Source organism: Arthrobacter sp. 10T44, assembly GCF_056393885.1.
This window is the reverse complement of sequence record NZ_JBFTGT010000001.1, coordinates 704,367-717,286: the sequence shown is the minus strand read 5'-3', so window position 1 is coordinate 717,286 and position 12,920 is coordinate 704,367. Positions and strand designations below refer to the sequence as shown.

Genomic DNA, 12,920 nt, shown 5'->3' with positions numbered 1-12,920 from the left:
AGTCCGACGCCGGCGACGTTCCTCCCCGGTTCATCCGGTCCGCAGCCGGGGGAAGCCCGGCCCCCGCGGGGAACCGCGGCCCGTGTGGGGCCCGGGCCGCCAACAACCGGGCGGGAACGCCTCGGTCAGTCCCGTTAGGGTGCGTTACTCGCTGTGGCCTTGGTCGCGGCTCATCGAGCCCTCCGCCGGCGGCGTCTCACCCGGCGGGACACCCCCGCCCGGCTCCAGCCCGGTAATCTTGCCGCTGAGTGGATCGGGATTGGGCGAAGCTCCCTGGTCGGCGGCCTGGGGCTCCTGATCGCCGCGCTGCGCCGCGTTCGGCACCCTCTGTGGACGCGCGGACCCGCCACCCGGTTTTGGCGGATCGGGGTTGGCCGGGTCATTTTCCGGATGGTACGTGCTCATGGTTATGCCTTCCCTGGTTACGGTAACTCTGGGTGCTTAATAAGCATGCTGATTATCCTAGCCGTCCGGACGTGGATCCGGCCATGAAAGGTCAACGGGGGTCGGAGGAAGGAGCTCCTAGGCGCCGTGGGTCTTGTGCTGCCCGTTGTGGCGGGCGCGGAACGCGTACACCAGCAAGGCGATCCCGGCCAGGATCATGGCGGACGGGAGGGCGAAGTCCACGGCGATGAGCACGGCCGTCGCCTGCAGAGCGAAGGCCCCGCCAAGTACGGCGAGGACTGCCGCCGGGACCAGGGGCCACTTCATCCGGCCGGTGTTGTCTGGGGTCCGGACCGGAACCAGGGAAAGCAGCCCGAAGGTGGCCGCCAGCCCGAGGAACAGGACGGCGGCCACAGGTGTGCCCTGCAGTTCCTGCGGTAGGGCCACGACGATGGCCAGCGTGAACATCACCCCGCACGGGATCAGGGCCCACCAGTTGGCCCGTTCGCGCAGATAGACCGCGGCGAATCCGGCCGCCATGAACAGGAAAAGGAAGGCGCCGCCCGCGCGGCCGTCCGTGAGTTGCGTGGCGGTGATGACCGCGGCCAGGCCCAGGAACACCGAGCCGGGGATTGCCGCCCACCAGTTCTCCCGGCCCCGGAAAAAGAGGGACAGGAACAGCACGCCCACCGCGGCGAAGATGAGCGGCGCCAGATAGGCGGCGCTCTCGACGATGCCGAGCACATCCAGCAGCCACAGCACACCGACCGTCATCAGGACAATGCCGGCGAGAATGCTGGTCCTTGCCGATTTCACCGCGGCCCTCCCCGGCGGCGCCTGCTGCGGGGCCGGCGCCGCTCCACGCGGGAGCGGATTCCCAGCAGCATCCGACGCTCCATCAGGAACTGCAGCGGTTCAAGCACGACGCGCAGCGGGATGCCCAGCGGCAGCGGCGAGTAGTCATAGCGGGTCCGCGAGAGCAACCGGGTGCTGCGGGCACCGAGCGGCTGCAGCACGAAGGTCCAGCCCAGTTCCAGGCGAGGTCCGGTCAGGCGGCGTCCCTCCGCCGCGGGATGCCCGGTGATGTGATCTGTGATGTGCCCGGTGATGTGCCCGGTGCGCGGATCCATGGTGCCGCCCAGGGCCAGCACCGCCCCCGGTTCGAGCCGCCGGACCGGGATGCCGGCGCCGGGGGCGAGCGGAATGGTGTCTCCGACAGAGAGCTGTTGAAATTCGGGCAGGATCCGATCCGCACTGTGCATGCCCAGCCCCACCGCATTCTCCAGGGCGTCATAGCTGTACATCCCGCCGCGGCCGGACCCCAGCTGGACGAGCCACGGCCACACCACGGCGGGCAGCGCGGCGATGTTGACGGCCCGTGTGCTTTGCAGGCGCGCGGTGGGTACCAGTTCATCGCCCGGCAGGGGGCCGGCCGCTTCCTGGGCGGTCGCTCCCCAGTGCAGCAGGCGGGGCCGTACGGCGAGCACGTAGCCTGCGGCCGCCGCCGCGGCAGCCAGCGCCGCGAGCGGCCCTTTCAACCGGGCGGGCAAGCGGGGCGCAGCCGTGCGGCCTGCGTTCATTCGGTCGGCTGGCCTTCGCCGGCCTCCTGGCCGACCACCAGCACCGGGCAATGGGCGTGGGCCGCACAGGCGCCGCTGACCGACCCCATCACCTGGGCGAGGAAGCCGCCCTGGCCGCGCCGTCCCACCACAAGCAGTTGCGCGTCCTTGCTCTCCTCGATCAGCACCTTGGCTGGCGGCCCGAACTTGATCTGCCGGCTCAGCTGCTCCGGGCGGGAGTTGCCGAAGGCCCGTTCCAGCGACTGTTCCACCAGGCGCTTGGCGGTCTCCTCGAGCTCGCCTGGCGAGGCGGTGCGTTCTTCCGGCAGGTGGGACGCGAGGAAGAAATCCGAGGTGCCCAGGCACGTGATGACCTCCAGCGGGGCGTTCAGGCTGGTGGCCATGCGCCCGGCGAGCCGGAGTGCCGTCGTTGAAAACTCGGAGCCGTCCACGCCCACGACTATCCGCTGATCTCCGCTCATGGCACCCACCCTGCCCCGTCACCGCGGCAGTGCCTAGGGCCAAAGGTCACCGCGGCGGCGCGCCCCGGCGGGTGCGGCGTGCACCGGGGACGCCGTCCGATCTAGGGTGGGGGGGACGGCAGCCGCCCCGACGACCGAGGAGACCTTGATGAGAATTGCAGTTACCGGAGGAAGCGGAAAGCTCGGCAGGAACGTGGTCCGCAGGCTCACCGACGACGGCCACCAGGTCACCAACCTGGACCAAGCGGGCGAGCGGGAGCACGGATTCACCCGCGTGGACCTGCGCAACTACGGCCAGGTCGTCGACGTCATCCTCGGCCTGGATGACCGGCATGAAGGCTTCGACGCAATCGTGCACCTGGCCGCCATCCCGGCCCCGGGCCTCGCTCCCGACGCCGCGACCTTCGAGAACAACATGCAGGCCACCTACAACGTGTTCCAGGCCGCGCGCCGGGCCGGCATCAAGAAGATTGTCTACGCCTCCAGCGAGACGGTGCTGGGACTGCCGTTCGACGTCGACCCTCCCTACATCCCGGTGGACGAGGAATACCCGGCCCGGCCGGAAAGCACCTACTCGCTGGTCAAGCACCTCGAAGAGCAGATGGCGATCCAGCTGACCCGCTGGGACCCCACGCTGAGCATTACCGGCCTGCGGTTCTCCAACGTGATGGACCCGGAGGACTACGAGGAGTTCCCGTCGTTCGACGCCGATGCCTCGCTGCGCAAATGGAACCTCTGGGGCTACATTGATGGCCGCGACGGCGCGCAGGCCGTGGCTCGGGCGCTGGAGCACGGCAAGCCGGGCTTCGAGGCCTTCATCATCGCCAACGAGGACACCGTGATGAGCCGCCCCAGCAGCGAGTTGGCCGCCGAGGTGTTCCCCAACGTCAAGGTGGTCAAGGAACTCGGCGAGCACGAGACGATGCTCTCGATCGACAAGGCCAAACGGCTCCTGGGCTACGCCCCGGAGCACAGCTGGCGGAACTACCACTCGCTGCGCACCACGCCCACCGAGGACTGAAGCGCGGCCTGACCCCCACCGACCACTGAGGAGTTCCATGCAATACCGCACCCTGGGCAACAGCGGCGCCGTTGTCTCCAACTATGCGCTGGGCACCATGACCTTCGGCGCCGAGGCCAGTGAGGAGCAGTCCCGCGCCATCCTGGACGCCTACTTCGAGGCCGGCGGCAACTTCATCGACACTGCCGACGTTTACAGCTCGGGGGTGTCGGAGGAAATCATCGGCCGGTGGCTGGCCGAACGGCCCGAGCTCCGGGACCGGGCCGTCGTGGCGACGAAGGGACGCTTCCCGATGGGCCAGGCACCCAACGACGTCGGGACCTCCCGCCGTCACCTGGCCCGGGCGTTGGATGACTCGCTGCGCCGGCTCGGCGTCGAGCAGATCGACCTTTACCAGCTGCACGCGTGGGATCCGGTGACCCCGCTGGAGGAGACCCTCCGGTTCCTGCACGACGCCGTCAGCAGCGGCAAGATCGCCTACTACGGCTTCTCCAACTTCCTGGGCTGGCAGCTGACCAAGGCCGTCCACGTGGCCAGGGCCCAGGGCTGGAGCGCGCCCGTGACACTGCAGCCGCAGTACAGCCTGCTGGTCCGCGAGATCGAGTCGGAAATCGTCCCGGCAGCGCTCGACGCCGGCATCGGCCTGCTGCCCTGGTCGCCTTTGGGCGGCGGCTGGCTGTCCGGCAAGTACAAGCGCGACCAGCCGCCCGCCGGCGCCACCCGGCTCGGCGAAAATCCCAAACGCGGGATGGAGGCGTGGGAGGCCCGCAACGGTGACCCGCGGACCTGGGACGTAATTGCCGAGGTGCAGGAAACGGCGGGGCGGCACGGCGTGAGCCCGTCCCAGGTGGCGCTCGCGTGGCTGGCGGACCGGCCGGCGGTCACCTCGGTGATCCTGGGGGCGCGGAGCACCGAGCAGCTCGCGGACAACCTGGCGGCAGCGGAGCTCCGGCTTACCGACGCTGAGACGGATCGGCTGACCGAGGTCAGCCAGCCCCGCGTCGGCGTCTATCCCTACGGGCCCATGGCGCAGGAGCAGCGCCGCCGAAAGCTCGAGGGCGGTCGCTAAAGGATCAGCGCGGGGCCAGCTCGAGCCCTGGAATCCGCCGGGCCCCAACATGGGCCGTATCTGACCCCGCGTCGTGGTTCTTAGGCCGGACCGCCCTGGTGGCTGGACCAGATGTCGCCGATCTCCTCGGTGGACTGCTCCACGATCCGTCGCATCGCCGCGTGCGCGGTGTCCATCTCGCCGCGCTGGATGGCGCTGGCCACGTCCACGTGCAGCTGGAGCGCCTCGTGCTGGGGCAGGTGCGGCATCAGGCCGTGCTCGGTGCGGCCGGTGAGGACCTCGGCAACCAGGTTGTGCAGCTGCGAAAACATCGGGTTGCCCGAGGCCCGGAGCACGGAGGCATGGAACTCGATGTCGAGCCGCAGGAACTCGTCCTGGTTCCCGCGCTGCCCGGCCGCCCAGAGCCGCGCGGCCTGGGCGACGAGATCGCTGCCGGTGTCCCAGGAAGCCCGTTCGGCCGCCAGCCGGGCCGCCTGCGGCTCGATCGCGCCGCGGAGTTCGTTCAGCGCCCGCAACTGGTCCACCCGCCTGGATGAGGCCAGCCGCCAGCGGATCACCTGCGGGTCGTAAAGGTTCCAGGACTCCTCCGGCTGCACCACCGTGCCCAGCCGGCGCCGGGATTCCAGCATGCCCATCGAGGAGAGCACCCGGGTGGCCTCCCGCACCACCGAGCGCGACACGCTGTGCTGCGCCTCCAGCTCGTCCAGGCGGAGGATCGAGTGCGGCGCCAGGCTCCCCTCGGCAATAGCCAGCCCCAGGGTCTGGACGAGCACGGAGTGCAGGTCTGCTGAAGACTCCGCCTTTGGGGTTTGCATGAATAAATCATACGGGTGGGCGCAAGGGGTTGTTTAAGTCTGCTTTATTTCTCTAAGATCGCTCCAGAGCAGATGTAAAGATGCATCCGCGGGTGGCTGGAGCCTGATCCGGCCCTGAAGACAAGGGAGTCGTAATGAAGCGACGTTCAATTGTGAAGTACGCGGCCGTAGCCGCGGCGCTGTCGCTCGGGCTGACCGCCTGCGGCGGCGGTGGCGGCGACGCCAAGGCCGCCGGCACGGTCCGGGTCACGCTGGCCAACCACGTATGGACCGAGGGCATCAAGGCCGCCATTCCGGAATTCGAAAAGGCGACCGGCCTCAAGGTCGAACTCACCCAGCTCGGCGAAGACCAGCTTTCGGACCAGTACAACGTCAAGCTCAACGCCGGCAGCGACGAGATCGACGTGATGATGTACCGTCCGCTGCAGGAGGGCAAGGCGTTCGCCAAGAACGGCTACCTCGCTGACCTGACGTCCAAGGTCTCCTCGGACGCGAACTGGGACTGGAAGGACTACCAGGAAGGACCCGTCAAGGCCACCACGGTGGACGGCAAGGTCGTCGGCGTCCCGATCATCACCGAACGCGAAGTCCTTTACTACCGCAAGGACCTGCTGCAGGCCGCCGGCATCCAGGTCCCCAAGACCATGGACGAGCTCGAGGCCGCCGCCAAGAAGATTTCCGCCGCCAACCCGGACACCGCCGGCTTCGTGGCCCGCACCGGCAAGTCCGCGGCCGTGACCCAGTTCTCCAGCTTCCTCTACAGCTTCGGCGGTGACTTCACCGACGCCGACGGCAAGTCCGCCGTCGGCAGTGACGCAGCGAAGAAGGCCTACTCCTTCTACGGCGGCCTGATCAAGAACTACGGCCCCAAGAACGTCAGCACCGACATGAGCTGGCCCGAGGCGATGGCAATCTTCACCCAGGGCAAGGCCGCCTTCTACACCGAAGCGGACTCGCTCTACAAGAACGCCACCGATCCGGCCAAGTCCAAGGTCGCGGACAAGGTCGGCTTTGCCCAGCTGCCCGCCGGCCCCGCCGGTTCCAAGCCGTACAACATCCCGTCGTGGGGCCTGGCCGTCAACCAGGCGTCCGGCAACCAGGACAACGCCTGGAAGTTCATCCAGTGGGCCACCAGCAAGGAACGCACGCTGGCAGCACAGAAGGCCGGCGTCCCCGGTCCGCGTGCCTCGGTCTGGGCCGACCCGGCCGGAACCTCCACCTACCCGAAGGACCTGGCCGAGGCCATCGCCGCCAGCGCCAAGGCCGGTGTGGGCCACGACCGTCCCCAGGTTGTCACCGTGGGCAAGGCCCGCGAGATCGTCGGTGCCCCGATCGTCGCCACCATCACCGGGGGCGACGCCTCGGCAGCGGCTGACACCGCCAACGACGCCTTCCAGAAGTTCCTGGACAGCGAAAAGAAGTAGCGCTCCGGCGCACCGCGCCTACGCAACTGCTTCGCAAACTGCGTCACAAACTGTGACGCGAACTGCCTGACGCAACACTGCCCGGCGGGACGGCTGCCCAGCCGCCGTCCCGCCGCGGCAACGCTCTTCACTTCACCCCCAACTCCTTAGGTGAACCATGTCTGTACTGAACACCTCCCGCGGCGGCACCACCCGCGGCGCCGGCCGCAGCGCGGCCCGCACGCCCGGCCCGGGGGAGAACTTCTCCGCCTGGGCCAACCGGCACCGCAAGTGGCTTTTCGCCGCGCCCGCCATGATCTTCGTGGGCGTCCTGATCATCTTCCCGCTGGCCTGGACGCTGTACCTGAGCCTGACCGACTCGCAGGGGTCGGTCCGCGCCGCATCCGAGTTCATCGGCCTGGAGAACTACGTAACGGTACTCTCCGACGTCGAACGGTTCTGGCCCGCCGTCGGCCGCACGCTGTCCTTCACCGGCGTCGCCCTGGTCTGCGAGGTCGTTCTGGGCATGGGCATCGCCCTGCTGCTGTGGCGGCCCTTCCGCGGCGAAAAATGGGTGCGGGTCGCCATCCTGCTGCCGCTCGTCGCCACCCCGGTGGCCGTCGGCATGATGTGGCGGCTGATCTTCGACCCGAACATCGGCTTCGTCAACCAGCTGCTCGGCATGATCGGCATCCCGCCGCAGCCGTGGCTGTCCGGCCAGGACACCGCCCTGGGCACCACGATCTTCATGGACATCTGGCAGTGGACCCCGATGGTCGTGCTGATCCTGCTCGCCGGCCTGACCTCGCTCTCCGAGGAACCGGACGAGGCCGCCCGGATGGACGGCGCCAACGCCGCCCAGCGCTTCTTCTTCATCACCCTGCCGCTGATGATGCCGACCGTAATCGTCGCCATCCTGCTGCGCGGCATCGACGCCCTGAAGACCTTCGACATCCTCTACGCCACCAAGGGCAAGGGCGGCGGCTCCTTCCACGAGGTGGAGACCCTCAACGTCTACGCCTACGGCCTGAGCTTCGACTACAACCAGTACGGGCTCTCCTCCGCGGTGCTGATCCTGTTCTTCATGATCATCATCGGCACCATGTGGCTGCTGACCATGCGCAAGAAAGCGGTAAGCAAATGACCGTCCAGACCCAAGACACTCAATCCCGGACCGCAGCCGCCCGGCAGGCACCGGCCCCGCGCCGCCGCAAGCCGCTGGCCACCCGCGCCTACAAGGTGTTCCGTGTTGCCGCCCTGGTCGCGGTGGTGCTGTTCCTGGTCGCGCCGCTGATCTGGATGCTGCTGGCGTCCTTCAAGACCAACGTGGACATTTACGACACGGCCAAGTCGTTCGTCTTCACTCCCACTGGCGAGAACTACGCCAACGTGCTGCAGCGGAACAACTACTTCGTCTTCATCTTCAACAGCTTCTGGGTGGCGTTCGTCTCCACCGCACTGTCGCTGGTCCTTGGCGTCCCGGCGGCCTACGCGATGAGCCGCTTCACCATGCACCGCTCGGCCCTGGTGGTCCTGATGGCCCGCGTCATCCCGGGCGTCTCGCTGCTGGTGCCCTGGTACTACGTCTTCTCCAACCTGAAGATGGTGGGCGGCTTCGAGGTGCTGATCCTCAGCCACATGTTCGTCGCGCTGCCGCTGATCGTCTACATCATGATGAGCTACTTCGATTCGCTGCCGCTGGAGCTGGAGGAATCGGCCCAGGTTGACGGCCTCACCCCGATCGGCGCGTTCCGCCGCATCACGCTGCCGCTGTCCGTCTCCGGCATCGCCACCGCCGGCATCCTGTCCTTCATCTTCTCGTGGAACAACTTCATGTTCGCCCTGGTGCTCTCCGGCTCCAAGACCAAGACCCTGCCGGTGGCGATCTTCGACTTCGTCTCCTACGCCAGCATCGACTGGGGCGGGCTGATGGCGGCCGCCACGGTGGTCACCATCCCGATCATGATCATTGCGCTCTTCACGCAGAAGTACATCGTCTCCGGTCTGACCGCCGGTGCGACCAAGGGCTAGGCAGCACATGACACGCATCAGCAGGATTGAAACCTTCCTCGTCGCGCCGCGCTGGCTCTTCGTCCGGATCGAAACCGACAGCGGGATCGTCGGCTGGGGCGAGGCCAGCTGCGAGGGCCGCAGCGAAACGGTGCGCACCGCCGTCGACCAGCTCTCCGAGCTGCTGATCGGCAACGACGCACTCCGGATCGAGGACCACTGGCAGGTCATGACCAAGGGCTCCTTCTACCGGGGCGGGCCCATCCTGGCCAGCGCTGTCTCCGGTCTGGACCAGGCGCTGTGGGACATCGCGGGGAAGCACTTCAACACCCCCGTGCACCAGCTCCTGGGCGGCCACGTCCGCGACCGGATCCGGATGTACGGCTGGGTGGGCGGGGACGAGCCGAACGAGGTGGCGGACCAGATCAGCGCCCAGCTGGAGGTAGGTCTCACCGCGGTGAAGATGAACGCCAGCGGCCGGATGAGCCCGATCGCCTCCGTCGCCGAACTCGACGGCGTCGTCCGCCGGGTCGCCGCCGCCCGCGAGGTGCTCGGTGACCACCGCGACGTCGCCGTCGACTTCCACGGCCGCTTTAGCCTGGCCAACGCCCGGCGCGTGGCGCCGCTGCTGGAACCGTACCGGCCCTTCTTCCTCGAAGAACCCGTGGTCCCGGAAAACACCCACCTGCTCCGGGAGTTCACCTCATCGACCACGACGCCGGTCTCCACCGGCGAGCGGCTCTACAGCCGGCAGGAATTCCTGCCCGCGCTGCAGGCCGGCATCGCCGTGGCCCAGCCGGACCTCTCACACGCCGGCGGCATCACCGAGGTCCGCAAAATCGCCTCGCTTGCCGAAATCTACGAGGTCCAGCTGGCCCCGCACTGCCCGCTCGGCCCGCTGGCGCTCGCTGCCTGCCTGCAGGTGGGCTTCGCGACGCCCAACTTCCTGATCCAGGAGCAAAGCATCGGCATCCACTACAACCAGGGCGCCGAGGTCCTTGACTACGTGGTGGACAAGAGTCCGCTGAAATTCGTCGACGGCCACATCGAACGGCTGACCGGGCCTGGCCTGGGCATCGAGATCGATGAGGCCGTGGTCCGTGCAGCGGACAAGCGCGGCCACGCCTGGCGCGGACCGGTCTGGCGCCACCCCGACGGCGCCTTCGCAGAATGGTGAATGACATGACCTCCGAACCCACCCCCGAGAACCTGCTGGCCGGAATCCGTGAGACCCGCCTCGTGGCGATCGTGCGCGGCACCGACGGCGGGGCCGCCGCCAAGGCTGCCCTCGCGGCCATGGAGGAAGGCTTCCGCTACGTCGAGATCGCCCTGACCACCCCTGACGCGCTGGCCGCGATCCGCACGGTCCGCGCCGCCGCACCCGCCGGCTGCTTCGTCGGGGCCGGCACCGTCCTCACCGCCGCGGACGTGGAAGACGTCGCCGGCGCCGGCGGACAGTTCATGGTGACGCCTTCGCTCGCTAGCTCCATCCAGGAAGCCGCCCGCCTGCGGATCCCCGTTCTGGCCGGGGCCCTCACCCCCAGCGAGGCCTACGAGGCGATGAACCGCGGTGCCACCGCCGTGAAGCTCTTCCCCGCCTCCATCGGCGGTCCCGGCTACCTCAAGGCACTCCGCGACCCCTTCCCCGGCATCCCGTTCATCGCCGTGGGCGGCGTCGGGCTCGACGAGGCAGCCGGGTACTGGGACGCCGGCGCTATCGCCGTCGGACTCGGCGGCCCGCTGTTCGGCGACGCCGGCTCGGGCGGGAACCTTGCCCCGATGCGCGAACGGGCCCGCGCCTTCGTCGACCTGGCGTCCGGATACGGCCGGCGGATGGCCGCGGAGCCTGCGCGGTGACCGTCGACCTGCTCACCCTGGGCGAATCGATGGTCTCGCTGCGCTCCGCGGGGCCGCTGTCCGCCGGCGGCAGCCTCGGCATGCACGTGGCCGGGGCGGAGTCCAACGTCGCCGTCGGCGTCGCCCGGCTGGGCCACAGTGTTGCCTGGGCCGGCGTCGTCGGCGCGGACCCGCATGGTGAGTTCATCCTCCGGCAGCTGCGCTCCGAGGGCATCGCGGTGCAGCACCGGGTGGATGCGGCCCGGGCCACCGGGGTGATGTTCCTGGAACGGCGCACGGCGGACATCAGCCGGGCCTACTACTACCGGGCCGGTTCCGCCGGGTCCACGATCAGCCGCGAGGACGTGGACCGGGCCTTCGCCGCCGGCCCGCGCGTCCTGCACCTGACAGGTATCACCGCCGCCCTGAGCCCGGATGCCCGGCGTGCCGTCGAATACGCGGCCGCGCGCGGCGCAGCCGAAGGCCTGGTGGTCTCCCTCGACGTCAACTACCGCAGCAAACTGTGGTCCCGTGACGAGGCCCGCGCCGTCCTCACCCCGATCGCCCGGCACGCGACCGTCCTGGTCGCCTCCGACGACGAACTCGGGCTGGTCGCCGGCATGGGGGTCGCAGGCCTGGGGGACGCCGGCAGCGGGGCATGTCCCGAAGCCGCCGAACTGGCCATGGCCGCCGAGCTCCTGGACCGCGGTGTCCGGGAGGTCGTGGTCAAGCGCGGCGCCGCCGGCGCCGGGGTCCACACCGCAGCCGGCCGCTGGGAGGCCCCCGCCGTGCCGGTGACCAGTATCGACACCGTCGGAGCGGGGGACGCCTTCACCGCGGGCTATCTTTCCGCCCTGCTCGACGGCGGCGACGTCGCCGCCCGCCTCAAGCGCGGCACCCTCGCCGGCGCCTTTGCGGTCAGCACCGCCGGTGACTGCGAGGGCCTCCCCAGCGCCGCGGAACTGGCGCTGCTGGATACCGCCCCGGACGGAAGCACCCAGCGCTAAGACCCCCACCCTCCCGGAACCATCCCGGAATCCCTCCCGACCGACACCGAAAGCCTGGACCAGCCGTGAAAATCATTGCCGCCGAAGTCTTTGTGACCAGCCCCTCCCGCAACTTCGTCACGTTGCGGATCACCACCGAGGACGGTGTCACCGGTATCGGCGACGCCACCCTCAACGGCCGTGAGCTGGCCGTCGCCGCGTACCTGAAGGAGCATGTTGCGCAGCTGCTGATCGGCAAGGACCCGCACCGGATCGAGGACACCTGGCAGTTCCTCTACCGGTCCTCGTACTGGCGCCGCGGCCCCGTCACAATGGCCGCGATCGCCGCCGTCGACATGGCGCTCTGGGACATCAAGGGCAAGCTGGCCGGCATGCCGGTCTACCAGCTGCTGGGCGGGGCGTCCCGGAACGGCCTGCGCGCGTACGGCCACGCCTCCGGCTCGGACCTGGAATCGCTGTTCGACTCGGTCCGCGAACACCTGGAGCTGGGCTACAAGTCGATCCGGATCCAGACCGCCGTGCCCGGCATCAAGGCCGTGTACGGGGTCGCGGCGCAGGCCCAGGCATCGGGGGAGCGGTACGACTACGAACCCGCCGGGCGCGGTGCGTTCCCGCAGGAGGAGGACTGGGACACCCGCGCCTACCTGCGGCACCTGCCGACGGTGTTCGAGGCGGTCCGGAACGAGTTCGGACCGGAAATCCCACTGCTGCACGACGGGCACCACCGGATGACGCCGATCCAGGCCGCGAAGCTGGGCAAGGCGCTGGAACCCTACGACCTGTTCTGGCTGGAGGACTGCACCCCGGCGGAAAACCAGGAGGCGCTGCGCCTGGTCCGACAGCACACCACCACGCCGCTGGCCATCGGTGAAATCTTCAACACCGTGTACGACTACCAGACCATCATCAAGGAACAGCTGATCGATTACGTCCGGGCCGCCTCCACGCACTTCGGCGGTATCTCGCCGCTGAAGAAAGTCATGGACTTCGCCGCGCAGTACCAGATCAAGTCCGGCTTCCACGGCCCCACGGACATCTCCCCGGTCGGGTTCGCCGCGCAGCTGCACGTGGGCCTGGCCATCCACAACTACGGGATCCAGGAATACATGCAGCACTCGGATGCAACCAACGAGGTCTTCGAGCAGTCCATGACCTTCGTTGACGGCTACCTGCACCCGGGGGAGACCCCCGGCATCGGCGTCGAGTTCAACGAGGAGGCCGCCGCGGCCTACCCGTACCAGCAGGCCTACCTGCCCTACAACCGCCTCGTCGACGGCACCGTCCATGACTGGTAGTCGGCCACGGCTGGTGAACCGCCGCTGAAGCCAAAAGGT

14 protein-coding genes are annotated in these 12,920 nt (G+C 68.7%); 9 read left to right on the top strand and 5 right to left on the bottom strand.

The annotated features are described in order from the left end of the window. Window positions 1–144: 144 nt before the first annotated feature. The 4 genes from AC1DBL_RS03360 to AC1DBL_RS03345 all read right to left on the bottom strand — a co-directional run bounded on the left by AC1DBL_RS03360 (window position 145) and on the right by AC1DBL_RS03345 (window position 2,425). A complete protein-coding gene (locus AC1DBL_RS03360) occupies window positions 145–405 on the bottom strand; it encodes a DUF6480 family protein (protein ID WP_476925458.1) in 261 nt (86 codons plus the stop codon). A gap of 117 nt (window positions 406–522) precedes the next feature. After that, window positions 523–1,200, bottom strand: a complete 678-nt coding sequence (locus tag AC1DBL_RS03355; protein ID WP_476925457.1) for a hypothetical protein — start codon at window positions 1,198–1,200, stop codon at window positions 523–525. Next, a complete protein-coding gene (locus AC1DBL_RS03350) occupies window positions 1,197–1,964 on the bottom strand; it encodes an SRPBCC family protein (RefSeq protein ID WP_441416762.1) in 768 nt (255 codons plus the stop codon). Before AC1DBL_RS03350 ends, AC1DBL_RS03355 begins: the two co-directional genes overlap by 4 nt. Next, a complete protein-coding gene (locus AC1DBL_RS03345) occupies window positions 1,961–2,425 on the bottom strand; it encodes a universal stress protein (RefSeq protein WP_441416763.1) in 465 nt (154 codons plus the stop codon). Before AC1DBL_RS03345 ends, AC1DBL_RS03350 begins: the two co-directional genes overlap by 4 nt. A gap of 148 nt (window positions 2,426–2,573) precedes the next feature. Here AC1DBL_RS03345 and AC1DBL_RS03340 point away from each other — a divergent pair, with 148 nt between their 5' ends. Together AC1DBL_RS03340 and AC1DBL_RS03335 are read left to right on the top strand one after the other, a co-directional pair. Continuing rightward, entirely contained in the window at window positions 2,574–3,446 is an 873-nt protein-coding gene (locus AC1DBL_RS03340) for an NAD-dependent epimerase/dehydratase family protein (RefSeq protein ID WP_441416764.1), read from the top strand. A 37-nt stretch (window positions 3,447–3,483) separates the two neighbouring features. Beyond that, window positions 3,484–4,515, top strand: coding sequence for an aldo/keto reductase (locus tag AC1DBL_RS03335; protein ID WP_476925456.1), 1,032 nt, complete (start codon window positions 3,484–3,486; stop codon window positions 4,513–4,515). Window positions 4,516–4,595: 80 nt separating this feature from the next. Here the strand turns inward: AC1DBL_RS03335 and AC1DBL_RS03330 are convergent, their stop codons facing one another. Then, entirely contained in the window at window positions 4,596–5,330 is a 735-nt protein-coding gene (locus AC1DBL_RS03330; protein ID WP_175323859.1) for a FadR/GntR family transcriptional regulator, read from the bottom strand. A gap of 134 nt (window positions 5,331–5,464) precedes the next feature. Here AC1DBL_RS03330 and AC1DBL_RS03325 point away from each other — a divergent pair, with 134 nt between their 5' ends. From AC1DBL_RS03325 to manD, 7 genes are all read left to right on the top strand, one after another. Continuing rightward, window positions 5,465–6,754: an ABC transporter substrate-binding protein gene (locus tag AC1DBL_RS03325; protein WP_476925455.1), complete on the top strand. Its 1,290-nt coding sequence runs from the start codon at window positions 5,465–5,467 to the stop codon at window positions 6,752–6,754. Window positions 6,755–6,911: 157 nt separating this feature from the next. Beyond that, window positions 6,912–7,877 carry a carbohydrate ABC transporter permease gene (locus tag AC1DBL_RS03320; RefSeq protein WP_441416767.1) on the top strand — a complete coding sequence of 322 codons (966 nt, stop codon included), beginning with the start codon at window positions 6,912–6,914 and terminating at the stop codon, window positions 7,875–7,877. Further along, window positions 7,874–8,764 (top strand): carbohydrate ABC transporter permease, encoded by an 891-nt coding sequence (locus tag AC1DBL_RS03315; protein ID WP_441416768.1) that lies wholly within the window; start codon window positions 7,874–7,876, stop codon window positions 8,762–8,764. The genes AC1DBL_RS03320 and AC1DBL_RS03315 overlap by 4 nt, the downstream gene beginning before the upstream one ends. Window positions 8,765–8,771: 7 nt before the next feature. Beyond that, window positions 8,772–9,920, top strand: a complete 1,149-nt coding sequence (dgoD, locus tag AC1DBL_RS03310; protein ID WP_441416769.1) for a galactonate dehydratase — start codon at window positions 8,772–8,774, stop codon at window positions 9,918–9,920. Window positions 9,921–9,925: 5 nt separating this feature from the next. Then, the gene (locus AC1DBL_RS03305; RefSeq protein ID WP_476891983.1) at window positions 9,926–10,600 is read left to right on the top strand and encodes a bifunctional 4-hydroxy-2-oxoglutarate aldolase/2-dehydro-3-deoxy-phosphogluconate aldolase; all 675 of its coding nucleotides are present in this window, start codon (window positions 9,926–9,928) and stop codon (window positions 10,598–10,600) included. After that, window positions 10,597–11,586 carry a sugar kinase gene (locus tag AC1DBL_RS03300; protein WP_476925454.1) on the top strand — a complete coding sequence of 330 codons (990 nt, stop codon included), beginning with the start codon at window positions 10,597–10,599 and terminating at the stop codon, window positions 11,584–11,586. The genes AC1DBL_RS03305 and AC1DBL_RS03300 overlap by 4 nt, the downstream gene beginning before the upstream one ends. Window positions 11,587–11,651: 65 nt before the next feature. After that, window positions 11,652–12,881 carry a D-mannonate dehydratase ManD gene (manD, locus tag AC1DBL_RS03295; protein ID WP_346957868.1) on the top strand — a complete coding sequence of 410 codons (1,230 nt, stop codon included), beginning with the start codon at window positions 11,652–11,654 and terminating at the stop codon, window positions 12,879–12,881. The last annotated feature ends 39 nt before the right edge of the window (window positions 12,882–12,920 follow it).

Bases quoted from the DNA above. Each gene is read 5' to 3' on its own strand.
- AC1DBL_RS03360 (WP_476925458.1), bottom strand. From the start codon at position 405: ATGAGCACGTACCATCCGGAAAATGACCCGGCCAACCCCGATCCGCCA.
- AC1DBL_RS03350 (WP_441416762.1), bottom strand. From the start codon at position 1,964: ATGAACGCAGGCCGCACGGCTGCGCCCCGCTTGCCCGCCCGGTTGAAA.
- AC1DBL_RS03345 (WP_441416763.1), bottom strand. From the start codon at position 2,425: ATGAGCGGAGATCAGCGGATAGTCGTGGGCGTGGACGGCTCCGAGTTT.
- AC1DBL_RS03340 (WP_441416764.1), top strand. From the start codon at position 2,574: ATGAGAATTGCAGTTACCGGAGGAAGCGGAAAGCTCGGCAGGAACGTG.
- AC1DBL_RS03335 (WP_476925456.1), top strand. From the start codon at position 3,484: ATGCAATACCGCACCCTGGGCAACAGCGGCGCCGTTGTCTCCAACTAT.
- AC1DBL_RS03330 (WP_175323859.1), bottom strand. From the start codon at position 5,330: ATGCAAACCCCAAAGGCGGAGTCTTCAGCAGACCTGCACTCCGTGCTC.
- AC1DBL_RS03325 (WP_476925455.1), top strand. From the start codon at position 5,465: ATGAAGCGACGTTCAATTGTGAAGTACGCGGCCGTAGCCGCGGCGCTG.
- AC1DBL_RS03320 (WP_441416767.1), top strand. From the start codon at position 6,912: ATGTCTGTACTGAACACCTCCCGCGGCGGCACCACCCGCGGCGCCGGC.
- AC1DBL_RS03315 (WP_441416768.1), top strand. From the start codon at position 7,874: ATGACCGTCCAGACCCAAGACACTCAATCCCGGACCGCAGCCGCCCGG.
- dgoD (WP_441416769.1), top strand. From the start codon at position 8,772: ATGACACGCATCAGCAGGATTGAAACCTTCCTCGTCGCGCCGCGCTGG.
- AC1DBL_RS03305 (WP_476891983.1), top strand. From the start codon at position 9,926: ATGACCTCCGAACCCACCCCCGAGAACCTGCTGGCCGGAATCCGTGAG.